The organism is Streptomyces sp. NPDC032745 (assembly GCF_055579465.1).
The window spans coordinates 78,993-100,601 of sequence record NZ_JBVING010000004.1 but is presented as its reverse complement, the minus strand read 5'-3'; the positions used below and the strand labels follow the sequence as shown (position 1 = coordinate 100,601).

The window sequence follows — 21,609 nt, the reverse complement described above, 5'->3', positions numbered from 1 at the left end:
TCAGGCCCCCCAGGGGGTCTCCGGCGGATCAGGGCCGGGCCCCCTAGCCCTCCACCAGGGAGTCAAGCGGAATCGATGGGTCCGCCAGTGCCTCGCGGTTGACCTGCGCCTTCGACCGGATCAGGGCCTGGATGTGCTCGGTGACATCCCACACGTTCACGTTCATTCCGGCCAGCACCCGCCCGTCCGACAGCCAGAACGCGATGAACTCCCGCTTGGCCACGTCGCCGCGGATCAGCACCTGGTCGTAGCCGCCCACCGGGGCGTACCCCGAGTACTCCAGGCCCACGTCGTACTGGTCGGAGAAGAAGTACGGCACCCGGTCGTACGACACCTCCTGCCCCAGCATCGCCCGCGCCGCGGCGGGGCCGCCGTTGAGCGCGTTCGCCCAGTGCTCGACCCGCAGCCGGGTCCCGAGCAGCGGGTGGTGCGCGGCGGCCACGTCCCCGACGGCGAACACGTCCGGGTCGCTGGTCCGCAGCGAGGCGTCCACGGCGATGCCGCCGCCGTGCTGCCGGTCGACCAGGGCCAGCCCGGAGGTCTCGGCGAGCGCGGTCCGCGGCGCGGCACCGATCGCCGCGAGCACGGCGTGCGCCGGGTGCTCCTCCCCGTCGTCGGTCCGGGCCGCGAGCACCATGCCGTCGTGCCCGACGATCTCGGTGAGCCGCGAACCGAAGTGGAAGCGGACCCCGTGCTCGGCGTGCAGGTCCGCGAAGAGCCGGCCGACCTCCGGGCCGAGCACCGCGTGCAGCGGGGTGGCCAGCGGCTCGACCACGGTGACCTCGGCCCCGTACCCGCGGGCGGCGGCGGCGACCTCCAGCCCGATCCAGCCGGCCCCCGCGATCAGCAGGTGGCCGTTGTCCCGGCCCAGGGTGGCCAGTACGCCCTTCAGCCGCTCGGCGTGGGCGAGCCGGCGCAGGTGGTGCACCCCGGCCAGGCCCGTGCCGGGGATGTCGAGGCGGCGCGGTTCGGCCCCGGTGGCCAGCAGCAGCTTGTCGTAGTGCAGCGCCGTGCCGTCGCCGAGGACCACCTTCCTGGCCTCCCGGTCCAGGTGGACCGCGGGCTGGCCTAGGTGCAGCTCGACGTCGGCCCGGGCGTACCAGGACGGCTCGTGGACGAAGACGCTGTCGCGCTCCTCCTTGCCCTGGAGGTACCCCTTGGACAGCGGGGGCCGTTCGTAGGGATGGTCGCGCTCGTCGCCGATCAGGATCACCCGCCCCGTGAACCCCTCGGACCTCAGCGTCTCGGCCGCCTTAGCTCCGGCAAGCCCTGCGCCGACGATGACGAATGTCCGGTGTGCGTCGACCACCTGATGCCTCCTCATAACCTCTCCGCCACATGCGACCACATGCGAGCGTCCCGCACTGAGCCTGCCGCGTGAAGGGGGAGTGGCCCGATCGGCTCACCCTTCGGACCGGCGCGTGCGCCGCGTGAGCCGGGCGTGCAGGGAGCGCGCAGAGGCGTCCGTGAGCGCCGCGATCTGGTCGATGACCGCGCGTTTGCGGGCCTTGTCGTCGGGCGCGGTGTCGAAGATCGCCCGGAACTGCGGGTCCAGTCCCTCGGGTGCGCGGGCGCTGAGCGCCTCGGCGAGTTCGGCCAGGACGATGCGCTGGTCGGCGCGCAGCCGCTCCTGCTCGTCGCGCTGCATCACGTACAGGTCGGCGACGGCCTTGAGGACCGCGCACTCGTTGCGCGCCTCGCGCGGGACGACCAGCTCCGCCGCGTACCGGGTCAGCCGGCCGGAGCCGTACGCCTCGCGGGTGGCGCCCTCGGCGGCCAGGCAGAACCGGCCGATCAGCTGGCTGGTGGCGTCCTTGAGGCGGGCCTGGGCGACGGCCGATCCGTCGTACCCGTGCGGCCACCACTCCTCCTCCATCAGCCGGTCGAGGGCCTCGCGCAGCTCCTCCGGCTCGGTGTCGGCCGGCACGTACCGGCCGATCGCGACCCGCCAGATGGCGGTGCGCTCGGGTTCGGCGAAGAGGAGGTTGGGGTCGAGGTGTCCGGCGTGCAGGCCGTCCTCGAAGTCGTGGACGGAGTAGGCGACGTCGTCCGACCAGTCCATCACCTGGGCCTCGAAGCACTTGCGGTCCGCGGGCGCGCCGCGCCGCAGCCATTCGAAGACCGGCAGGTCGTCGTCGTACGCGCCGAACTTGACCGAGTCGGGGTCGGTGGGGTGGCCGCCGCGGGCCCACGGGTACTTGGTCGCGGCGTCCAGGCAGGCCCGGGTGAGGTTGAGCCCGACGCTGACGGGCTCGCCGCCGGCCGGGTCGGGCACGAACCGCTTCGGCTCCAGGCGGGTCAGCAGGCGCAGCGACTGGGCGTTGCCCTCGAAGCCGCCGCAGTCCTTGGCGAACTCGTTCAGCGCCTCCTCGCCGTTGTGCCCGAAGGGCGGGTGGCCCATGTCGTGCGAGAGGCAGGCGGCCTCGACGAGGTCGGGATCGCAGCCGAGGGCCGCGCCGAGCTCGCGGCCGACCTGGGCGCACTCCAGGGAGTGCGTCAGCCGGGTGCGGGGACTGGCGTCCCAGTCGTACGAGCGGCTGCCGGGGGTGACCACCTGGGTCTTCCCGGCGAGGCGGCGCAGCGCGGCGGAGTGCAGTACACGGGCGCGGTCGCGCTGGAAGGCGGTCCGGCCGGGCCGTTTGTCGGGCTCGAGGGCCCAGCGCTCGGTGTCGGAAGCGTCGTAAGGGCCGTTCGGGTCGAGGTGACGGACGGGTGCGCTGGCGGTGCCTTCCATGCCTTCCATGCTCAGACGGTAACCGGAAGCACCGACAATGCGACCAATCTGAGCAATCCGCGCCAACGCGGTCTTTATGCGGTGGCCAGTTTCAGGGCGGCCGGGGCAGCAGGGGAGGCCAGGCTGGTCCGCTGCCGGGCCAGCGCCTCGTCGTAGCGCCGGAGTACGAGGCGGGCCAGGGCCGGATGGGCGCCGAGCGGGGCGGCCGCCGGGCCGGGTGCGGCAGCGGCGCTCTGCGCGGCGAAGCGGCCGGGAGCGGTGAAGTACGAGGCCACCGCGATCCGGTGGTGGCCGCGGGCGGCGAGGGCGCGGACGGCGTCGGGGACGGTGGGGGCCGCGGCGGAGGCGTAGGCGGGTACGACAGCCGCGCCGCCGAGGCGTTCGCGGAGCAGGGCGGCGGTGCGGTGGGTGTCGGCCGCCGAGTCGGGGTCGCGGGAGCCGGCGGCTGCGAGTACGACTGCCGTACTCGCGCCGGGGGCCCAGCCGGCCTCGAGGAGGCGCTCGTACAGGGCCTCGACCAGCAAGGGATGCGGGCCGAGCGGGGCGGCGACGCGGGTGTCCAGGTGGCCGGCGCGGGCGGCCGCCGCCGGGAGGTCCCGCTTGACGTGGTGGCCGCGGCCGAGGAGCAGCGGGACGAGCACGGCGGCGCCGGTGGTGTCCGCAAGCGTCTCCGTGAGCAGTGGTCGGTTCAGCTCGACGTGTCCGAGCCGGACGTCGAGGCGGGGGCGGAGCTCGCGGATCCGGTCGAGGAGTGCCAGGACGGTGGGGAGGGCGCGGGAGTCGCGGCTGCCGTGGGCGACGGCGACGAGGGTGGGCTGCATGGGCGGACTCCGTCGGACCGGTCCCCCGCGGTGTGCCATGGGCGCAGTCCGCTGAGCTGCATGCCGAGTTGGGTGGTGATCCGGGTCAGCAGCTCCGTGGCCGTGGCGGGGGGAAAGGGGAGGGACAGGGACTCGGGAGGGTGCACCATCTCCGTCATGAACCGATCCTGCGGGCTGGAGGTTGCGTGGGCATTGCGCGGGGGTGACGGGTGTTTTCCGGGTGCTCACCCGCTCATTCGTCCGGGTGAAAGGTGGGGGAGGGGGAACTGGGGGCCGGGCGTAGATCGTCAATGTGTGCGAACGACGTGAGGCGCAACGGGGGGATCGACCATGAAGCTGAAGCTGACGCCGGGTTGGACGGGGACGGTGGCGGGGCGGCGGCGGGCCGTCCAGGCGGTGATGGCCGGGTTCGTGCTGGCGCTGCTGCCGTCGGCGTGGACGCATGCGGTGGCCGCGGACCGGCTGCGGAGCACGGCCGATGCGCCGGCCGCCGAGGTGGCGGTGGTGTTCGGGGCGGGGCTGTGGAACGGGCGGCCGACCCCGTATCTGGCCAGACGGCTCGATGCGGCGGCCGAGCTGTACCGGACCGGCAAGGCCAAGGTCGTGCTCGTCACCGGGGACAACAGCCGTACCGAGTACGACGAGCCCGACGCGATGCGCACGTACCTGACCGCCCACGGGGTGCCGGGCGACCGGATCGTCAGCGACTACGCCGGCTTCGATACATGGGACTCCTGTGTCCGGGCCAAGGAGATCTTCGGGGTGAAGCGGGCCGTGCTGATCAGCCAGGGCTTCCACATACGCCGGGCCGTCGCGCTGTGCGATGCGGCGGGTGTGGAGGCGTACGGGGTCGGGGTGGACGACGAGCACGACTCGACCTGGTACTACGGCGGCACGCGCGAGGTGTTCGCGGCCGGCAAGGCGGCACTGGACGCGGCCTTGAAGCCGGAACCGCGCTTCATGGGGCCGAAGGAGCCGGGGGTGTCGCGGGCCCTGGGTGCTCTGGCAAACTGACGCGCCGTCGGCTGCCTATGCCGATTAGTCATATGTCAGTGTGTCCGTCTCGCTGTCAGGGGTGTGGAACCGTGGCTGTTGTGGATCTGAGCGGCAAGGCCGTCGTTATCACCGGGGGCGCCCGGGGGCTGGGCGCGGCGGCGGCGCAGGCCGTCGTGGACGGCGGCGGCAGCGTGCTGATCACCGACGTGCTCGAGGCGGAGGGCGCGGAGACGGCCGCGAAGCTGGGCGGCGCGGCGCGGTTCCTGCGGCACGACGTCACGAGCGAGGCCGACTGGCAGGCCGCCCTCGACCACGCGGTGGCCGAGTTCGGCCGGATCGACGGGCTCGTGAACAACGCCGGCATACCCACCGGCCAGCTCCTGGAGCACGAGAGCGTCGAGCATTTCCGCCAGGTCGTGGAGATCAACCTGGTCGGCACCTTCATCGGCATCAAGACCGCGATACCGCTGCTGCGGGCGAACGGCGGCGGCTCGGTCGTCAACATCTCGTCCGCGGCCGGGCTGACCGGCCTGGCGCTCACCGCCGGGTACGGGGCTTCCAAGTGGGGCGTGCGAGGCCTGTCGAAGATCGGCGCGGTCGAGCTCGCCGAGGCGAGGATCCGCGTCAACTCGGTGCACCCGGGCATGACGCTGACCCCGATGACCGCCCCGGTCGGCATTCAGCCGGGCGAGGGCAACTTCCCCGGCGCCCCGATGGGCCGCGTCGGCGCTCCGGAGGAGATAGCCGCGGCGGTCGCCTTCCTCCTGTCCGACGCCGCCGCGTACATGACCGGCGCCGAACTCGCTGTGGACGGCGGCTGGACGGCCGGACTGACCGTCCGGACCCTCACCGGCCAGTAGCACCGGCCCTGGCCAGTAGCACCGGCCCTGGCCGCGCGCCGGCGGGCCTCACCGGGCGCCGGTGGCGGCGCTGAGGCGCCCGTACGGGAGGTGTAACCGTAGGCGGCGGCCCGCGTAACACCGCCGCCGCAGGCTGGGCCGTATGCACACCCCGGACTCCGCCACCGCCACGCACTGCCCGTACTGCGCGTTGCAGTGCGGGATGTCCCTCCGCCCTGAGCCGGGCGGCGCGAGCGTCGTGGTGGAGGAGCGGGCGGATTTCCCCGTGAACCGGGGTGCGCTGTGCGGCAAGGGGCGCACCGCCCCCGCCGTGCTCTCCTCCCGGGTGCGCCTGACCGGGCCGCTCGTCCGCACCCACGCCGGACGGCTGGAACCGGCCACCTGGGAGGAGGCCCTCGACACCGTCGCCGAGGGCCTCGCCCGCACGGGCCGTACGCACGGGCCCGACGCCGTCGGCGTGTTCGGCGGCGGCGGGCTGACCAACGAGAAGGCCTACGCGCTCGGCAAGTTCGCCCGGGTCGCCCTGAGGACCTCGCAGATCGACTACAACGGCCGCTTCTGCATGTCCTCGGCCGCAGCCGCCCACCAGCGGGCCTTCGGACTGGACCGCGGACTCCCCTTCCCCCTGGAGGACATCCCGCAGACCGGATGCGTCGTCCTCGTCGGCTCGAACCTGGCCGAGACCATGCCGCCCGCCCTGCGCTACCTCACCGAGCTCAAGGCGAACGGCGGCACACTGATCGTCATCGACCCGCGCCGGACCCGGACCGCCGAGCAGGCCGACCTGCACCTCGCCCCGCGCCCCGGGACGGACCTCGCCCTCGCGCTGGGCCTGCTGCACCTGGTCGTCGCCGAAGGCCGCACCGACGAGGAGTTCATCGCCGAGCGCACCACCGGCTGGGAGGAGGCCCGGGCCGCCGCGATGGCACACTGGCCGGAGCTGGTGGAGCGGATCACCGGCGTGCCCGTCCCGAAACTCCGCGAGGCCGTCTCCCTGTTCTGCGCGCCGTCCTCCGCGATGGTCCTGACCGCCCGAGGGCCCGAGCAGCAGTCCAAGGGCACCGACACCGTCGGCGCGTGGATCAACCTGTGCCTGGCCACCGGCCGCGCCGGCCGCCCGCTCTCCGGGTACGGCTGCCTCACCGGCCAGGGCAACGGCCAGGGCGGCCGCGAGCACGGCCAGAAGGCCGACCAGCTCCCCGGCTACCGCAAGCTCACCGACCCCGCGGCGCGGGCGCACGTCGCCGAGGTCTGGGGCGTCGACCCCGACAGCCTGCCCGCCCCCGGCCGCAGTGCGTACGAACTCCTCGACGCCCTCGGCACGGACGTGAAGGCCCTCCTCCTCATGGGCTCCAACCCGGTGGTCTCGGCCCCCCGCGCCGCCCACATCGAGGACCGCATCCGCTCCCTGGACTTCCTGGCGGTGGCGGACGTGGTCCTCTCCGAGACGGCGGCCCTCGCCGATGTGGTCCTCCCCGTCACCCAGTGGGCGGAGGAGACCGGCACCACCACCAACCTGGAGGGCCGCGTCCTGCTGCGCCGCCGCGCCCTGACCCCGCCGCCGGGAGTGCGCACCGACCTGGAGGTCCTGCACGGGCTGGCCGCCCGTCTCGGCATCGAGAAGGGTTTCCCCACCGCCCCCGAGGAGGTCTTCGAGGAGCTCCGCCGCGCCTCGGCCGGCGGCCCGGCGGACTACTCGGGCATCTCCTACGCCCGCATCGAGGCCGAACAGGGCGTCTTCTGGCCCTGCCCGGACGACTCCCACGCCGGCACCCCGCGCCTCTTCCTCGACCGTTTCGCCACCGACGACGGCCGGGCCCGCTTCGTCCCCGTCTCCCACCGCGACGCGGCCGAGATCCCGGACGCCGAGTACCCCGTCCTGCTCACCACCGGCCGCGTGGTCTCCCAGTACCAGTCGGGTGCCCAGACCCGCCGCGTCGACGAGCTCAACGCCGCCGCCCCCGGCCCCTTCGTGGAACTCCACCCGCGCCTCGCGTCCCGTATCGGCGCGGTCGAGGGCGCCCCGCTCGCGGTCGTCTCCCGCCGCGGCCGCGCCGTGGCCCCGGCCCGCATCACGGACACCATCCGCGCGGACACGGTCTTCATGCCGTTCCACTGGCCTGGGGAGGGCCGCGCCAACTCCCTGACCAACCCGGCCCTGGACCCGGTGTCCCGGATGCCGGAATTCAAGGTCTGCGCGGTCCGCGTCGAGCCCGTCCGGGAGGGGATCTAGGGGGCGTCTTGTGGATCAGGCCGGATCAGGAAGCGGCGTCCACCGGACGCCGCGAGCCCGGCATGATCCACAAGGCGCCCCCTAGCAGAACGTCGGGCGCAGCGCCTCGACCAGCCGCTCAACGAAAGCCGCCTCGCCGGACGATGCCAGGTGGGGGTACTCGGCCTCGAAGTGCTCCCACTCCGTGCCGGGGTACGCGGCCCCGGCCAGGTTCGCGAAGTCCTGGAGCTGCACCTCCCGGTTGGGCACCGGCCATTCGCCCGCCAGCCGGAACACGTCCTGGAGCAGCCCGTACGGCAGCGCGTACTGCTCGGCCAGCAGGACCGCGTCGTAGAGGTCCTTGCCCTGCGGATGCCCGTCGCTGAGGATCCACAACAGTTTCCAGGCCAGCGAGAGCGCGGGCGACGCGGCCAGTACGAGGGCCCCACAGCCGAGTCCGACCGGTTCGGGCGGCGCCGGCAGGTGCTCGTTGAAGACGAAGTCCAGCTGGACCTGCCCGGCCGGCAGCCCCGGCACCGACCAGGGCAGCACCATCCGCTGCCCCGGCACCCGGTCGTACGTCCAGATCCGCTCGCGGATCGCACCCGAGGCCTTGATCCCGGCGTGCCCGTCGGCCGCCGCCGCGATGCCGTCCAGCATCCGTGCGCTGAGCCGGCTGTCCATCGCCTGTGTCTCCGGGACCACCACGAAGTCCAGGTCGCCCGGCTCCCGGGCGGCCTCCCCGAACCAGTCGGCGAGCAGCACGCTGCCCCGCAGGACCAGCGAGTCCGCCCACTCGGACTCCGAGACCGCCAGCAACACGGCGTCCATCGCCGCCCGCCGCGCCCGTACCCACGCGGCGGTCCGCTCCGGGTCGTCGAAGACCGGATCCCCTGCCCGGTAGGCCTGCTGGAAGTGCTTGAGGGACGGGTCGAAGACGGGCCGCTGCCGTACGTCGTCCCCGGCCACCGGCCGCAGCGTACGCGGCAGTTCCCGCCTCGCCCGCGTCTCCTCGTCCAACGGCTCCCGCGGCAGCTCGGTGCTCCGCCAGTCGAACTCCTGCCACGTGTTCATCGCGCCCCCGCTCCCACAACCCCGCCGCGCACGCCCGCCGCCCCGTCCCCGATCCAGCCGTCGTCCACCGACACGTTGCTGTCGTACAGCACGAACTCCCGCTCCTCGGAGCGGATTTCATACCCGGCGTCCACGAGGTCCGCGATCAGGGCTTGGCAGGCCGCCGCCGCCTCCGCCGCCGTGCCCCGCCACCGCTGGGTCACGAACCGCTCGTGTCGGCCTTCGCGCAGCGACCGGCGCGCGTTCCACGACAGGTGCGCCCCGTGCGGGGTCACCAGTGTCTCCAGGGCAGCCCGGCCGAAGTCCGCCGGCAGCAGCAGCTTGAGGTGGTGCTCGAAGTAGCCGCCGCCCGGACCCGGGCGGTCCGCGGTCCACGGGACCGTCTCCACCTTGACCCGGACCGGGTCGAAGCCCGCCGCCCGCAGCCGGGGCACCAGGGTCTCGTGACCGTCGCGATCCGGCAGCGTCAGCATCGGCTGCGAGACCATCCGGCCCCGGGCCAGCAGGATGTGCGTCACCTTCAACCCCCGCCCCCCGGCCCACGCTTCGAGCCGCGCCAGTTCCCCCGGGTCTGGGCAGCGCACCGTCACGTGGGTTTCGTACTCAGACACGGCATCGATCTTCTCGGACATGCGTCCGATCCGCATCGGGATTCCCGGCGGGGGGTAACCATCCGGTCACGCACCGGACTCAGAAAGTGCTCGCACGCCCCTCGTGGCAGCGATGTGTCGTACCCCACACTGAGGTGCGGTGCCCCCGTCCTCGGAGCCCTGGAGGTCGCCCCCGTGCAGACCCAGATCCTGACCGTCAACGTGAGCCCGCCCGTCCATGACACCGAGGCCACTGCGGGTGAAGAGCCCGAGGCCGAAGCCGTGGACGAGGAACCCGAAGAGCCCGAGGCGCTGGAGCTGATCGAGCAGGTGCCCGAGCAGCGCCGGCGCGCGGACAGCGGCGGAGCGGGCCCTTCCGCCGACCTGTTCCGGCAGTACCTGCGCGAGATAGGCAGGATCCCGCTGCTCTCCGCCGCCGAGGAGGTCGAGCTCGCGCGCCGCGTCGAAGCCGGACTCTTCGCCGAGGAGAAGCTGGGCAACACCCCCGACCTCGACCTGCGGCTCGCCCTCGACCTCGACAAGCTCGTCGTCATGGGGCGGATGGCCAAGAGGCGCCTCATCGAGTCGAACCTGCGGCTCGTCGTCTCCGTCGCCAAGCGCTACGTGGGCCGCGGGCTCACCATGCTCGACCTCGTCCAGGAGGGGAACCTCGGGCTCATCCGGGCCGTTGAGAAGTTCGACTACGCACGCGGGTACAAGTTCTCGACCTACGCCACCTGGTGGATCCGGCAGGCCATGTCGCGGGCCCTCGCCGACCAGGCCCGCACCATCCGCGTGCCCGTGCACGTCGTGGAGCTGATCAACCGCGTCGTGCGCGTACAGCGCCGCATGCTCCAGGAACGCGGGTACGAGCCCACCGCCGAAGAGGTCGCCGTCCACCTCGAGCTGACCCCCGAGCGGGTCCTGGAGGTACTGCGCCTCGCCCAGGAGCCGGTGTCGCTCCATGCGCCGGTCGGCGAGGAGGACGATGTCGCCCTCGGCGATCTGATCGAGGACGGGGACGCGGCCTCGCCCATGGAGTCCGCCGCCTTCTTCCTGCTCCGCGAGCACCTGGAAGCCGTGCTGTCGACCCTCGGCGAGCGCGAGCGCAAGGTCGTGCAGCTGCGCTACGGCCTGGCCGACGGCCGGCCCCGCACCCTGGAGGAGATCGGGCGGATCTTCGGCGTGACGCGCGAGCGGATCCGGCAGATCGAGTCCAAGACGCTCAACAAACTGCGCGACCACGCCTTCGCCGACCAGCTCCGCGGCTACCTGGACTGAGAACGAGACCGGAGACCGGTACGGAGAAGGGGTGCCCCCCTGACGAGAGGGCACCCCCTGGCCCGACTGCCGACTGCCGACTGCCGACTGCCGACTGCCGACTGCCGACTGCCGACTGCCTGCCGCCGGCCGCAGCCGGAACGGCCGACGACTAGTCGACCTCGGCCACCGCCTGCGCGAACTGCGCCGCGTACAGCCGCGCGTACGCGCCGTCCGCCGACAGCAGCTCCTCGTGCGTGCCCTGCTCCACGATCGAGCCGTTCTCCATCACCAGGATCACGTCCGCATCGCGGATCGTGGACAGCCGGTGCGCGATCACGAAGGACGTACGGCCGTGCGCGAGGCGGGCCATCGCCTTCTGGATCAGCACCTCGGTGCGCGTGTCCACCGAGCTCGTCGCCTCGTCGAGTACCAGGATCACCGGGTCCGACAGGAATGCCCGGGCGATGGTGATCAGCTGCTTCTCGCCCGCGCTGACGCCCGCGCCCTCGTCGTCCAGCACGGTGTCGTAGCCGTCCGGCAGGGTGCGGATGAACCGGTCCGCGTGGGCGGCCCGCGCCGCCTCCTCGATTTCGGCGCGCGTGACCTCGCGCGCCGCACCGTAGGCGATGTTCTCCGCGATGGTGCCGCCGAACAGCCACGTGTCCTGGAGCACCATGCCGATCCCGCTGCGCAGTTCCTCGCGGGTCATCTTCGCGATGTCCACCCCGTCGAGGGCGATCTCGCCGCCCGTGACCTCGTAGAACCGCATCAGCAGGTTGACCAGCGTGGTCTTGCCGGCGCCCGTCGGGCCGACGATCGCGACCGTGTGGCCGGGCTCGACGGTCAGCGACAGGTTCTCGATCAGCGGCTTGTCCGGCTCGTACCGGAAGGCCACCTTGTCGAGCGTGACCTGGCCGCGCAGCTGCTCCGGCTGCTCCGGCACCTCGGCGTCCGGCTCCTGCTCCTCCGCGTCCAGCAGCTCGTACACCCGCTCCGCCGAGGCGACACCGGACTGCACCAGGTTCGCCATCGACGCGACCTGCGTCAGCGGCATCGAGAACTGGCGCGAGTACTGGATGAAGGCCTGCACGTCACCGATCGACAGGCTGCCCGAGGCCACCCGCAGACCGCCGACGACCGCCACCAGCACGTAGTTGATGTTCGAGATGAAGAACATCACCGGCTGCATGATCCCGCTGACCAGCTGCGCCTTGAACGAGGCCCGGTACAGCGCCTCGTTCTGCTCGGCGAAGACGGCCGCGGACTCCTTCTGCCGGCCGAAGACCTTGACCAGCGCGTGGCCCGAGTACATCTCCTCGATGTGCGCGTTGAGCGCGCCCGTGGACTTCCACTGCGCCACGAACTGCGGCTGCGACTTCTTGCCGATCTTCGCCGCGACGAAGACCGAGACCGGAATGGTCAGCAGGGCGACCAGCGCCAGCAGCGGGGAGATCCAGAGCATCATCGCCAGCACGCCGACGATCGTCAGCAGCGAGTTGAGCAGCTGACCCATCGTCTGCTGCAGCGTCTGGCCGATGTTGTCGATGTCGTTGGTGGCCCGGCTGAGCACCTCACCGCGCTTCTGCCGGTCGAAGTACGACAGCGGCAGCCTCGACAGCTTCCCCTGCAGCTCCTCGCGCATCCGGTACACGGTGCCGTTCATGATGTGGTTCGACAGCCGCGTCGCGACCAGCATCAGCAGGCCGGCGAGGGTGAAGACCACCAGCGCCCAGATCGCCACGACGCCGACGGCACCGAAGTCGATGCCCTCGCCGGGGGTGAAGTCGGTGCCGGACAGCATGTCCGCCATGCCGCCCTCGCCCTTGGCGCGCAGCCCGTCCAGCGCCTGCTGCTTGGTGATCCCGGCCGGCATCTGCCGGCCGACGATCCCCGCGAACACCAGGTCGGTGGCCTCGCCGAGGATCTTCGGGCCGATGACCGAGCAGCCGACGCTGCCGACGACGGCGACGACCATGCCCCACAGCTTGGCCCGGTCGTGCGCGATCTGGCGCAGCAGCCGTTTGCCCGAGCCCTTGAAATCCAGGGACCGCTCGGCCGGCCCCATCATCATCCGTCCTCCGGGCCCGCTCATGCGGCCTCCGCCTCCGTCAGCTGGGAGAGCACGATCTCCCGGTAGGTCTCGTTGTCGGCCATCAGCTCGTGGTGGCGCCCCTCGCCCACGACCTGGCCCTCGTCCAGCACGATGATCCGGTCGGCGTCGCGGATCGTGGAGACCCGCTGCGCGACGATGACCACCGTCGCCTCCTCGGTCTCGCGGGCGAGCGCCGCGCGCAGCGCCGCGTCCGTCGCGTAGTCCAGGGCCGAGAACGAGTCGTCGAAGAGGTAGATCTCCGGGCTCTGCACCAGCGTGCGGGCGATGGCCAGGCGCTGGCGCTGGCCTCCGGAGACGTTCGTTCCGCCCTGGGTGACGGGCGCGTCCAGACCACCCTCCAGTGCGGACACGAAGTCCTTGGCCTGCGCCACCTCGAGGGCGTGCCACAGCTCCTCGTCGGTGGCGTCGGGACGCCCGTACCGCAGGTTGGAGGCGACGGTTCCGGAGAAGAGGTACGGCTTCTGCGGGACCATGCCCACCGTCTTGGCCAGCAGCTCCGGCTCGATGCGGCGTACGTCCTCCCCGTCGACCAGCACGTGGCCGCCGGTCGCGTCGAACAGCCGGGGCACCAGGCCCAGCAGCGTGGACTTGCCGCTGCCGGTGGAGCCGATGACCGCCGTGGTCTCGCCGGGGCGGGCCACCAGGTCCACCCCGCGCAGCACCGGGGCCTCGGCGCCCGGGTAGCGGAAGTCGGCGCCGCGCAGCTCCAGCTGCCCGCGGGCGAGGAGCCCCCGGACGGGGTCGACGGGCGGGACCACGCTGGACTCGGTGTCCAGGACCTCCTGGACGCGCTCGGCGCAGACCTCGGCGCGCGGCACCATCATGAACATGAAGGTGGCCATCATCACGGACATGACGATCTGCATCAGGTAGGCGAGGAAGGCCGTCAGCTGGCCGATCTCCATGCCGCCGCTGTCGATGCGCATCGCGCCGAACCAGATGACGGCGACGCTGGAGATGTTCACGACGACGATCACGGTCGGGAACATCAGCGCGAGCAGCTTGCCGGCCGCGAGGGAGACCCCGGTCAGGTCCGCGTTGGCCTCCCGGAACCGGTCCTTCTCGTACTCGTCGCGGACGAACGCGCGGATGACGCGGTTGCCGGTGATCTGCTCGCGCAGCACCCGGTTCACGGTGTCCAGGCGGACCTGCATCTTCCGGAACAGCGGCCGCGTCTTGAAGACGATCGCGCCGACCGACAGGCCGAGGACGGGGACCACGGCCAGCAGGACGCCCGACAGCTTCACGTCGAGCGAGAGCGCCATGGCGATGCCGCCGATGCACATGATCGGCGCGGAGACCATCAGCGTGAAGGTCATCAGCACCAGCATCTGGATCTGCTGCACGTCGTTCGTCGTACGGGTGATCAGCGAGGGCGCGCCGAACTGGCCGAGCTCCCGCGCGGAGAAGCTCTGCACCCGGTCGAAGACGGACGCGCGGATGTCGCGGCCGACGGCGGCAGCGGTACGGGCGCCGAAGTAGACGGCGCCGATGTTGCACCCGAGCTGGACGAGGGAGACGCCGAGCATCAGGGCGCCGAAGCGCAGGATGTAGGCGGTGTCCCCGCTGACGACACCGTTATCGATGATGTCCGCGTTCAGTGTGGGGAGGTAGAGGCTCGCACTGGTCTGCAGCAGCTGCAGCAGGACCAGGAGGGCGATCGGTTTCCGGTACGGACTCAGATGGGTCCGCAGAAGTCGTATGAGCACGCGTAGGCTCCGGTCGGCAGTTCGTGGGGTTCACCCCATCTTCGGCCACCCCGGCTCCGATCCCCACCGCTTTTCGCAAAGGCCGGTCAAAAGGAGTAGACCGGCCGCCGGGCCTACTGCGAGGGCAGTACGTCCCGCGCCCGAGGGGAGGACGGGCCCTACCCCTGGAACGCCCCGGGGTGGATCTGTTCCCGCGTCGCGATGTACTGCTGGCGCACCGCCTGCCAGGCCGGGTACTCCTCGCCCGGCTCGAAGACCTGCGCCGCCGGGCCCGGCCACACCGGCGGGGTGTGCGGGGCCAGCGTGCCCTGCTGCACCCCGAGCGCCCAGGCCGCCTGGCGCGCCGCGCCGAGCGCCGCGTAGTCGGCCGGCGCCGGAACGACGATCTGCGTGCCGAACAGCCCCGGAGCGGCGGCCTGCACGGCGGGCAGCTCGGCCGCCGCGCCCAGCAGGAACACCCGGCGGATCTCGACCCCGCGCAGCCGCAGCACGTCGAGCGCGTCGACGAGCCCGCACAGCATGCCCTCGAACGCGGCCCGGGCCAGGTGCTCCGGCTTCATCGAGTCCCGCCGCAGCCCGGACAGGGTTCCGGCGGTGTGCGGCAGGTTGGGCGTCCGCTCACCCTCCAGGTACGGGAGGAGTACGAGCCCGTGCGCGCCCGGCGTCGACTTCAGCGCGAGCGCGGACAGCCCCTCGAGATCGGTGCCCAGCAGCTCGGCGGTGCCGCGCAGGGCCCGTACGGCATTGGAGGTGTTCACCACCGGCAGGTGCATGCCGCTGGCGTCGGCCAGCGAGGTGATCAGCCCGCCCGGCTCCGACAGCGCCTCGTGGTGCACGGCCATCACCGAGCCGGAGGCGCCCAGCGAGACCACCGCGTCGCCGGGCCCGAGGCCCAGCCCGAGCGCGGCGGCCATGGTCTCCCCGGTGCCGGCGGAGATCAGCAGCCCCTCCGGCGTCATCCCGGCGGCCTCGGCCGGCCCGAGCACCTCGGGCAGCAGCGCCATGTGTCCGAGCGCCAGCTCGACCAGGTCGGGACGGTACGAACCGGTGGCCGCCGACCAGTACCCGGTGCCCGAGGCGCCGCCCCGGTCGGTGGTCCGCCGGGCGGGCCGGCCCAGCAGCTGCCAGACCAGCCAGTCGTGCGCGGACATCAGCACGGCCACCCGCCGGGCCGCCTCCGGCTCGGCACGGGCCAGCCAGGCCAGCTTCGCCACCGGCTGCGCGGACTGCGGGACGGACCCGACGGCCTCGGCCCAGGCGTGCCGGCCGCCGAGCGCCTCGATGAGGTCGGCGGCGGCAACCTGGCCGCGCTTGTCGTTGCCGACCAGGGCCGGACGTACGAGGGCGCCCTGCTGGTCCAGGGGCAGCAGGCCGTGCTGCTGCGCGGAGACCCCTATGGCCTGGACCCCTTCGAGGAGCCCGCCGCCGGCGGCCTCGCCGAGGGAGAGCAGCCAGGCCTGCGGGTCGGTCTCGTGGGGGTGGACGCTCTCGGGATCGCCCGCCGGCTGCGGATGGGGTGCGTACCCCTGGCGCAGCACGGCACCCGTGTCGGTGTCACAGACGACGATGCGAGTGAAGGCGGAAGAACTGTCCAGCCCGGCGACTATCCCCATGCGGAGAATTCTGCCGCACGCCGGGCCGGGATCCGCCGCCCGGAGGCGCCGGATCCCGGCCGGCTCGAGGGGAGCCTTCCGGCTCAGGTGTTGCTGGTGCCCCAGTCGTCCTCGGAGCCGCCGCCGGCCCGGTCGCGCAGACCCCGTACCCGCCCGGCCAGCGAGGCGGGGACCGCGTTGCCGACCTTGTCGCTCACGGCGGCGAAGGCCTTGCCGGCGTACGCGCGGCCCGTCTGACCGGCGGACTCGGCGGCATTGCGCACCGCCGGGTTCTGCGCGACCTCGCGCGCGGATTTCTTCATCTGCTCGTAGCGCTCGCGCCCCGCGCGCGTTCCGAGCACGTACCCGAGGGCCAGTCCGACCACGAACGTGACCTTGTACCGCATGCCTGCCACCCTTCGTCGTGTGGTGCCCGGCCGGCTGGCGATACCGATTGGCGGAGCACCCCCCTGCTTGCGCTAATCTATGACTCGCAACGGGCGCTCGCCCCCCGGCAAGGCCGGAGGTGGGCTGTTCGGCGCACCGCAGCAATCCCCTGTAGCTCAATTGGCAGAGCAGCCGGCTGTTAACCGGCAGGTTACTGGTTCGAGTCCAGTCGGGGGAGCGCAGTCCCCTGTAGCTCAATTGGCAGAGCAGCCGGCTGTTAACCGGCAGGTTACTGGTTCGAGTCCAGTCGGGGGAGCGTGAAGAAAGAGGACCTCGTGCGGGTCCTCTTTCTTTTTTGCCCTGGTCCTGGAACCGGGCAGCCCTCAGAACGGTCTCCCTCAGCAGGCGAAGCCGATCATGCGAGGCATCCGAGGCAGGAGATCGTATGAGCGGCTATGCTGCGGCAGACGGCGCGCACACATGTACGCGCCACGCCGTGAAGGGGCGGTAGCTCAGCCGGTTAGAGCAGCGGACTCATAATCCGTCGGCCGTGGGTTCGAGTCCCACCCGCCCCACTGCGAGCCGCAGGTGAAGAAACGTTCTCGCCTGCGGCTTCGGCGTTTCCGGGGTCTGTCGTGCCATCAGGCGGGCCGAGCTCAAGCTCCGGGCCGGTGCCGGCCCGGACGCGCGTGGGCAGTGGCTACGGCTCCGGAGAGCGTGGCTGGGCCGACGGGATCCGCTGGGTGAAGAACAGGGCGACGAGCGCGGCGAAGGCCAGGATGGCGAGCGCCGCGCGCAGGCCGTCGAGCCTGGCGTCGGCGTTCGCGTCCAGTGCCGCCTGGGACACCTCCGGGCTCGTGCCGGCTTCGTCGAGGGCGGTCTCGAGCTGGGCGTCGGACAGGAACGGTGCGCCGCTCTGGAGCTGGACGGTCGCCTGGCTCGTGATGCTGTCCGAGACCGCCGGATTCGCCGTGATGCTGGTCAGGAAGGAGGACGTGAGCGCGGCGATCATGATCGATCCGGCGAGTGCGGTACCGATCGAGGCGCCGAGGTTGGTGACGGCGTTCTGTACGCCGCCGACTTCCGCACTCTGTGCCTGCGGCACCGCGGACACGGTGACCGACCCGAGCTGGGACGCCAGCGCCCCCATGCCGAGCCCGATCAGCAGGAGCGGGACGGTGACGATCTCCGCGCCGGCGTCCGCGTCGAGGGCGGCCATCAGGACCACCGCCCCCGCGAGCAGCGCGAGGATCCCGAGCCGCACCACTCGCCGCGGCGAGACGTCCGGGAGGAAACGCGGGATCAGCGTCGCGGCCGCCAGCAGGCTCACCGACAGCGGCAGGAGGCGGGCACCGGTCTCCAGCGCCGACAGGCCCAGGGCGACGGACAGGTAGAGCGGGACGACGAAGAACACGCCCATCTGCACGAGGTACTGGAAGAAGAACATCGTCAGGCCGCCGGTGAGCTGCTTGTTCTGCAGCATGCCGGGATCGACGAGGGGATCCCCGCTCCGCTCGACGACCTTGGCCTCCCAGCGGAGGAAGAGCCAGAGCAGCGCCACACCCGCGAGCATCAGCCACGTGGTCAGTGACACCCCGAGCCACGCGGGCGCGTCGGGCTTCGGCTGGAACCAGCCCCATTCGTCGGACCGGAGCACGCCGTAGACGAAGACCCCGAGCCCGAGCGCGGAGAGGACGGCGCCGACGAAGTCGATGCGCCGGCGTTCACCGGGCGGGGCGTCCGCGATGCGGCGCGCGAGCACGAGGATGCCGAGCACCACGAGAACCTCCCCGGCGAAGACCCACCGCCAGGAGAAGTACGTCGTCGCGATGCCTCCGATGAGCGGCCCGACCGCGATCGCGATCGCCCCTGCCGCCACGACGAGCCCGTAGGCGGCGGGGCGGCGTTCGACGGCGAAGTTGCCGGCGACGAGCGCGACGATCGCGGGCAGGATGAGCGACGCCCCGATTCCCTCCAGGAACGCCCAGCCCAGCAGCAGAACGGTGAGGTTCGGTGCGAGCGCCGTGGTGAGGGAGCCGGCCCCGTAGATGCAGCAGCCGATCATGAACGCGCGTCTGCGGCCGATCAGCGCGCCGACCTTGCCGCCGGGGATCATGAACATCGCCATCACGAGGGTGTAGGCGGTGATCGCGCCCTGGATGCCCGTCACCGTCGTGCCCACGTCCTCCGCCACCGTGGCGATGGAGACGTTCATGACGGAGCTGTCGAGCGCCATCAGGAACTGACCGGACGCGAGCGTCAACAGGACGACTCCCGCCTTCGGCGCACTCTCGGCCGTGCCTGCCCGGGATGACATGGACGCATGCTCCCAGCCGCCCATGGGCCCGCAGGGCCGACCCGCCGCGCAGTCAATCGGACGGCGGCGGCGCCGTGGCGGGCACCGCGCCCGGGCCGGCGGCCGCCCCGCGCGGCCTCCTGCGAGCCGCAGGTGCAGAAGCCGATCGCACCTGCGGCTCGGGCGTTCTCCGGGGATCGGGGTGCCCGGCTAGAAGTTCTCCGTTTCGTCCGCCAAGTGGCGCAGTACGTCGTTCAGGTCCTGGCGGCGGGCGTATGCCGCGCGCTGACGGTGGGCGCCCGAGCCGTCGCGCAAGAGGCCTCCCAGGGTCTTGGCCGCGTGGTCGAGCTCGCCCGACGCCGCGAGTTCCGGGGCGACCAGGTCCAGCAGGGCCTCCGCCAGGTTCGCCGCAGGGAGTTCGGCCCCCGTGTACGGGTCGAGGCCGAAGCCCTCCAGCCCGTCGTGGGCCGCCCGCCAGCGCGCCAGGCGCAGTACGTCCTCCCGCAGCGCCGGTTCGGGACGCTGCTGCGCGATGTCCCGCAGGATGGTCGCCACCAGGGCGCGGACCAGCTCGGCCTGGAGGATCGCCGTGTCGATGTCCGGGGACATGTCGGGCGCCCGGATCTCGAGCGTCGGCCAGTGCCCGGAGGGGCGGAGGTCCCAATAGACCATCTTCGTGTCCAGGGCCGCCCCGGAGCCGAGCAGGGTCTGCACCGAGCGCCGGAAATGGGCCGTGGACGTGAAGTGCGGGGGCAGGCCCGCCGAGGGCCAGCCCGACCAGGCCATCGCCCGCCAGCTGGCGTGGCCGGTGTCACGGCCGCCCCAGAACGGCGAGTTGGCGGCCAGCGCGATCAGCGTGGGCAGCCATGGTCTGACCCGGTTCGAGACCGCCACCGCCGTGTCCACGTCGAGGGTGCCGATGTGAATGTGGCGGCCGCAGCTGACGAGGGTGTCGGTGAGCGAGCCGAAGCGGCGGTGCTGCTCGCGCTGGCGCGGCTCGTCGTCGGTCAGGTGCAGCGGCCCTTCCAGGGCCACGACCGGCGAGGGCGCGGCCAGCAGCCGGCAGCCGTGGGCGCGGGCCGCCCGGGCGAGGGTACGCCGCAGGGTGGCGAGCTCCTCGCGCAGTACGGGCGCCGAGTCGGCGACCGGGGTGGAGATCTCCACCTGGTAGCGGGTGCCCTCGGGGTGCACTTCGTGGGGCAGGCCCGCGGCGGTGGCCAGGACGAGCGGGGCGGCCGGGACCACCCGGAAGGTGCGGGCGTCGACGAGGAGGAACTCCTCCTCGACGCCGACGGTCAGCGGGGCCGTGAGGGGGGTCGCGTGGACGCCGTTGTCCGCGCTGCCGGTGCTCGTGGTGCTGTTGCCAGGTTCGATCACTACGCCTCCCTGGACATACGAGTCTTTTCATCATGAGCTGAACACGAGGCGGGGAGCGCACGTCGATTCAGTCAAATGTCCGGTGACTGTGGCGAGTTACCGGCAAGGAACGGACCGGCCTGAGACCGCGGATCCGGGTGGGGCGACTGGTGCGCGTGCGTGAACCGGCCGGGGTGCGGCCGGGGTGCGGACGGGGTGCGGACAGGCTCCGGCCGGGATCTTGGCCGGAGCCGGGCCCGGCTCGAGGCCGGATTAATGCCTGGGGCCGTCGAACGGCCGCCGGTTACCATCCGCTGTGACCGGTACGAGCACCCCCACGCCCACCCCCACCCGACGCACGACGCGGATCTTCGCGGACCTGACCCCGCTGCGCACGTCCCCGGACTACCGGCGGCTGTGGGTCGGCAGCACCATCTCCTGGATGGGCCAGGCGATGACGGCCCTCGCGATCTCGCTCCAGGTGTACGACATCACCCGGTCCAGCTTCTCGGTCGGGCTCGTCGGACTGTTCTCCCTCGTGCCGCTCGTCGTCTTCGGGCTCTACGGCGGGGCCATCGCCGACACCGTGGACCGGCGCAAACTCGGTCTGTACAGCTCCCTCGGCCTGGCGGCCCTGTCCATCGCGCTGGCCGGCGCCGCGCTGCTCGACTACCACCGGGTCTGGCTGCTGTACGCGGTCGTCGCGCTCCAGGCGGTCTGCGGCGCCCTCAACGGGCCCGCCCGGTCCGCGATGATCCCGCGGCTGCTGCCGGCCGAGCAGCTGCCCGCCGCCAACGCACTGAACTCGGTGACGATGACCTCCGGGACGATGATCGGCCCGGTGCTCGGCGGGCTCATCGTCGGCTGGTGGGGCTACCAGGCCGCGTACCTGATCGACGCCGTCACGTTCTGCGCCGCCCTCTACGCGGTGTGGCGACTGCCCGCGATGCTGCCCGAGCGGGAGGGCGGCAAGCGGGGGCGGGCCTCGGTACTGGACGGGCTGCGCTTCCTCGGGACGCGGCCGAACATCCGCATGACCTTCTTCTCCGACATGGCCGCCATGGTGCTGGCCCAGCCGAAGGCACTCTTCCCGGCCATCGCCGTGCTCTGGTACGGCGGCGACGCCAAGACCGTCGGCCTGCTGGTGGCCGCGCCGGCCGTCGGGGCGCTGCTGGGCGGGCTGTTCTCCGGCTGGCAGGGCCGCATCCGCCGGCACGGGCTGGCCATCCTGGTCTCCGTGGCCGCCTGGGGGCTGGCCATCGCCGTCTTCGGACTCACCCGGAACCTGTGGCTCGGGCTGTTCTTCCTGGCCCTGGCCGGCTGCGCGGACACCATCTCCATGGTGTTCCGGTCCACGATGATGCAGGCCGCGACCCCGGACGAGATGCGCGGGCGCCTGCAGGGCGTGTTCATCGTGGTCGTCGCGGGCGGGCCCCGGCTCGGGGACTTCCTCGCCGGGACCGTCGCCGACCGGACCTCCCCGGCCGTGGCGATCACGGGCGGCGGGCTCGGGTGCGTGCTGGTGCTGCTCCTGCTGGCCCTGCGCTGGCGCGGGTTCGCCCAGTACGACGCGAGGTCGCCGCAGGCGTGACGGGTGACGGGTGAC

General features: G+C 72.3%; 16 protein-coding genes and 3 tRNA genes. 8 read left to right on the top strand and 11 right to left on the bottom strand.

Features of this window, described 5'->3' with window-relative positions; genetic code table 11:
• Positions 1-43 precede the first annotated feature (43 nt).
• The 3 genes from ACZ5WG_RS11725 to ACZ5WG_RS11715 all read right to left on the bottom strand — a co-directional run bounded on the left by ACZ5WG_RS11725 (position 44) and on the right by ACZ5WG_RS11715 (position 3,555).
• Positions 44-1,309 (bottom strand): NAD(P)/FAD-dependent oxidoreductase, encoded by a 1,266-nt coding sequence (locus ACZ5WG_RS11725; RefSeq protein WP_468722429.1) that lies wholly within the window; start codon positions 1,307-1,309, stop codon positions 44-46.
• Positions 1,310-1,402: 93 nt separating this feature from the next.
• Positions 1,403-2,743: a deoxyguanosinetriphosphate triphosphohydrolase gene (locus tag ACZ5WG_RS11720; protein ID WP_468722428.1), complete on the bottom strand. Its 1,341-nt coding sequence runs from the start codon at positions 2,741-2,743 to the stop codon at positions 1,403-1,405.
• A 65-nt stretch (positions 2,744-2,808) separates the two neighbouring features.
• On the bottom strand, positions 2,809-3,555 hold the full coding sequence (locus ACZ5WG_RS11715) for a sirohydrochlorin chelatase (RefSeq protein ID WP_468722427.1): 747 nt from the start codon (positions 3,553-3,555) through the stop codon (positions 2,809-2,811).
• 330 nt (positions 3,556-3,885) lie between these two features.
• On the opposite strand from ACZ5WG_RS11715, the gene ACZ5WG_RS11710 reads away from it, so the two are divergent.
• The 3 genes from ACZ5WG_RS11710 (at position 3,886) to ACZ5WG_RS11700 (ending at position 7,644) form a co-directional block, all read left to right on the top strand.
• Complete coding sequence (locus ACZ5WG_RS11710; RefSeq protein WP_468722425.1) at positions 3,886-4,569, top strand: SanA/YdcF family protein; 684 nt, start codon at positions 3,886-3,888, stop codon at positions 4,567-4,569.
• A gap of 32 nt (positions 4,570-4,601) precedes the next feature.
• A complete protein-coding gene (locus ACZ5WG_RS11705; protein WP_468722423.1) occupies positions 4,602-5,411 on the top strand; it encodes a glucose 1-dehydrogenase in 810 nt (269 codons plus the stop codon).
• 142 nt (positions 5,412-5,553) lie between these two features.
• Entirely contained in the window at positions 5,554-7,644 is a 2,091-nt protein-coding gene (locus tag ACZ5WG_RS11700; RefSeq protein ID WP_468722422.1) for a molybdopterin oxidoreductase family protein, read from the top strand.
• 81 nt (positions 7,645-7,725) lie between these two features.
• Here ACZ5WG_RS11700 and ACZ5WG_RS11695 read toward each other — a convergent pair whose 3' ends face one another.
• Positions 7,726-8,697, bottom strand: coding sequence for a nucleotidyl transferase AbiEii/AbiGii toxin family protein (locus ACZ5WG_RS11695; protein ID WP_468722420.1), 972 nt, complete (start codon positions 8,695-8,697; stop codon positions 7,726-7,728).
• The gene (locus ACZ5WG_RS11690) at positions 8,694-9,308 is read right to left on the bottom strand and encodes a hypothetical protein (protein ID WP_468722419.1); all 615 of its coding nucleotides are present in this window, start codon (positions 9,306-9,308) and stop codon (positions 8,694-8,696) included. Before ACZ5WG_RS11690 ends, ACZ5WG_RS11695 begins: the two co-directional genes overlap by 4 nt.
• A gap of 114 nt (positions 9,309-9,422) precedes the next feature.
• Here ACZ5WG_RS11690 and ACZ5WG_RS11685 point away from each other — a divergent pair, with 114 nt between their 5' ends.
• Positions 9,423-10,568: an RNA polymerase sigma factor gene (locus ACZ5WG_RS11685; RefSeq protein ID WP_468722418.1), complete on the top strand. Its 1,146-nt coding sequence runs from the start codon at positions 9,423-9,425 to the stop codon at positions 10,566-10,568.
• Positions 10,569-10,719: 151 nt separating this feature from the next.
• On the opposite strand, the gene ACZ5WG_RS11680 is transcribed toward ACZ5WG_RS11685, so the two are convergent.
• The 4 genes from ACZ5WG_RS11680 to ACZ5WG_RS11665 form a co-directional block, all read right to left on the bottom strand.
• Positions 10,720-12,642 (bottom strand): ABC transporter ATP-binding protein, encoded by a 1,923-nt coding sequence (locus ACZ5WG_RS11680; protein WP_468722416.1) that lies wholly within the window; start codon positions 12,640-12,642, stop codon positions 10,720-10,722.
• The gene (locus tag ACZ5WG_RS11675; protein ID WP_468722414.1) at positions 12,639-14,372 is read right to left on the bottom strand and encodes an ABC transporter ATP-binding protein; all 1,734 of its coding nucleotides are present in this window, start codon (positions 14,370-14,372) and stop codon (positions 12,639-12,641) included. Before ACZ5WG_RS11675 ends, ACZ5WG_RS11680 begins: the two co-directional genes overlap by 4 nt.
• 158 nt (positions 14,373-14,530) lie before the next feature.
• Positions 14,531-15,985, bottom strand: a complete 1,455-nt coding sequence (locus tag ACZ5WG_RS11670) for an FGGY family carbohydrate kinase (protein ID WP_133898121.1) — start codon at positions 15,983-15,985, stop codon at positions 14,531-14,533.
• Between the two features lie 83 nt (positions 15,986-16,068).
• Entirely contained in the window at positions 16,069-16,371 is a 303-nt protein-coding gene (locus ACZ5WG_RS11665; RefSeq protein WP_468722412.1) for a YtxH domain-containing protein, read from the bottom strand.
• A 145-nt stretch (positions 16,372-16,516) separates the two neighbouring features.
• Between ACZ5WG_RS11665 and ACZ5WG_RS11660 the strand changes: the two genes are divergently transcribed.
• From ACZ5WG_RS11660 to ACZ5WG_RS11650, 3 genes are all read left to right on the top strand, one after another.
• A tRNA-Asn gene (locus ACZ5WG_RS11660) sits at positions 16,517-16,589 on the top strand.
• A gap of 5 nt (positions 16,590-16,594) precedes the next feature.
• Positions 16,595-16,667 (top strand) — tRNA-Asn (locus tag ACZ5WG_RS11655).
• A gap of 185 nt (positions 16,668-16,852) precedes the next feature.
• Positions 16,853-16,926 (top strand) — tRNA-Ile (locus ACZ5WG_RS11650).
• A gap of 125 nt (positions 16,927-17,051) precedes the next feature.
• Here the strand turns inward: ACZ5WG_RS11650 and ACZ5WG_RS11645 are convergent.
• Both ACZ5WG_RS11645 and ACZ5WG_RS11640 read right to left on the bottom strand, forming a co-directional pair.
• Entirely contained in the window at positions 17,052-18,668 is a 1,617-nt protein-coding gene (locus ACZ5WG_RS11645; RefSeq protein WP_468722411.1) for an MFS transporter, read from the bottom strand.
• A gap of 189 nt (positions 18,669-18,857) precedes the next feature.
• Positions 18,858-20,024 (bottom strand): carboxylate-amine ligase, encoded by a 1,167-nt coding sequence (locus tag ACZ5WG_RS11640; RefSeq protein WP_468722409.1) that lies wholly within the window; start codon positions 20,022-20,024, stop codon positions 18,858-18,860.
• Positions 20,025-20,319: 295 nt separating this feature from the next.
• Here ACZ5WG_RS11640 and ACZ5WG_RS11635 point away from each other — a divergent pair, with 295 nt between their 5' ends.
• On the top strand, positions 20,320-21,594 hold the full coding sequence (locus ACZ5WG_RS11635; protein WP_468722407.1) for an MFS transporter: 1,275 nt from the start codon (positions 20,320-20,322) through the stop codon (positions 21,592-21,594).
• Positions 21,595-21,609 lie beyond the last annotated feature (15 nt).

What these genes read in the sequence shown, in the direction of transcription:
- ACZ5WG_RS11720 (WP_468722428.1), bottom strand. Translation starts at nt 2,743, where the DNA reads ATGGAAGGCATGGAAGGCACCGCCAGCGCACCCGTCCGTCACCTCGAC.
- ACZ5WG_RS11715 (WP_468722427.1), bottom strand. Translation starts at nt 3,555, where the DNA reads ATGCAGCCCACCCTCGTCGCCGTCGCCCACGGCAGCCGCGACTCCCGC.
- ACZ5WG_RS11710 (WP_468722425.1), top strand. Translation starts at nt 3,886, where the DNA reads ATGAAGCTGAAGCTGACGCCGGGTTGGACGGGGACGGTGGCGGGGCGG.
- ACZ5WG_RS11705 (WP_468722423.1), top strand. Translation starts at nt 4,602, where the DNA reads ATGTCAGTGTGTCCGTCTCGCTGTCAGGGGTGTGGAACCGTGGCTGTT.
- ACZ5WG_RS11700 (WP_468722422.1), top strand. Translation starts at nt 5,554, where the DNA reads ATGCACACCCCGGACTCCGCCACCGCCACGCACTGCCCGTACTGCGCG.
- ACZ5WG_RS11695 (WP_468722420.1), bottom strand. Translation starts at nt 8,697, where the DNA reads ATGAACACGTGGCAGGAGTTCGACTGGCGGAGCACCGAGCTGCCGCGG.
- ACZ5WG_RS11680 (WP_468722416.1), bottom strand. Translation starts at nt 12,642, where the DNA reads ATGAGCGGGCCCGGAGGACGGATGATGATGGGGCCGGCCGAGCGGTCC.
- ACZ5WG_RS11670 (WP_133898121.1), bottom strand. Translation starts at nt 15,985, where the DNA reads ATGGGGATAGTCGCCGGGCTGGACAGTTCTTCCGCCTTCACTCGCATC.
- ACZ5WG_RS11665 (WP_468722412.1), bottom strand. Translation starts at nt 16,371, where the DNA reads ATGCGGTACAAGGTCACGTTCGTGGTCGGACTGGCCCTCGGGTACGTG.
- ACZ5WG_RS11645 (WP_468722411.1), bottom strand. Translation starts at nt 18,668, where the DNA reads ATGTCATCCCGGGCAGGCACGGCCGAGAGTGCGCCGAAGGCGGGAGTC.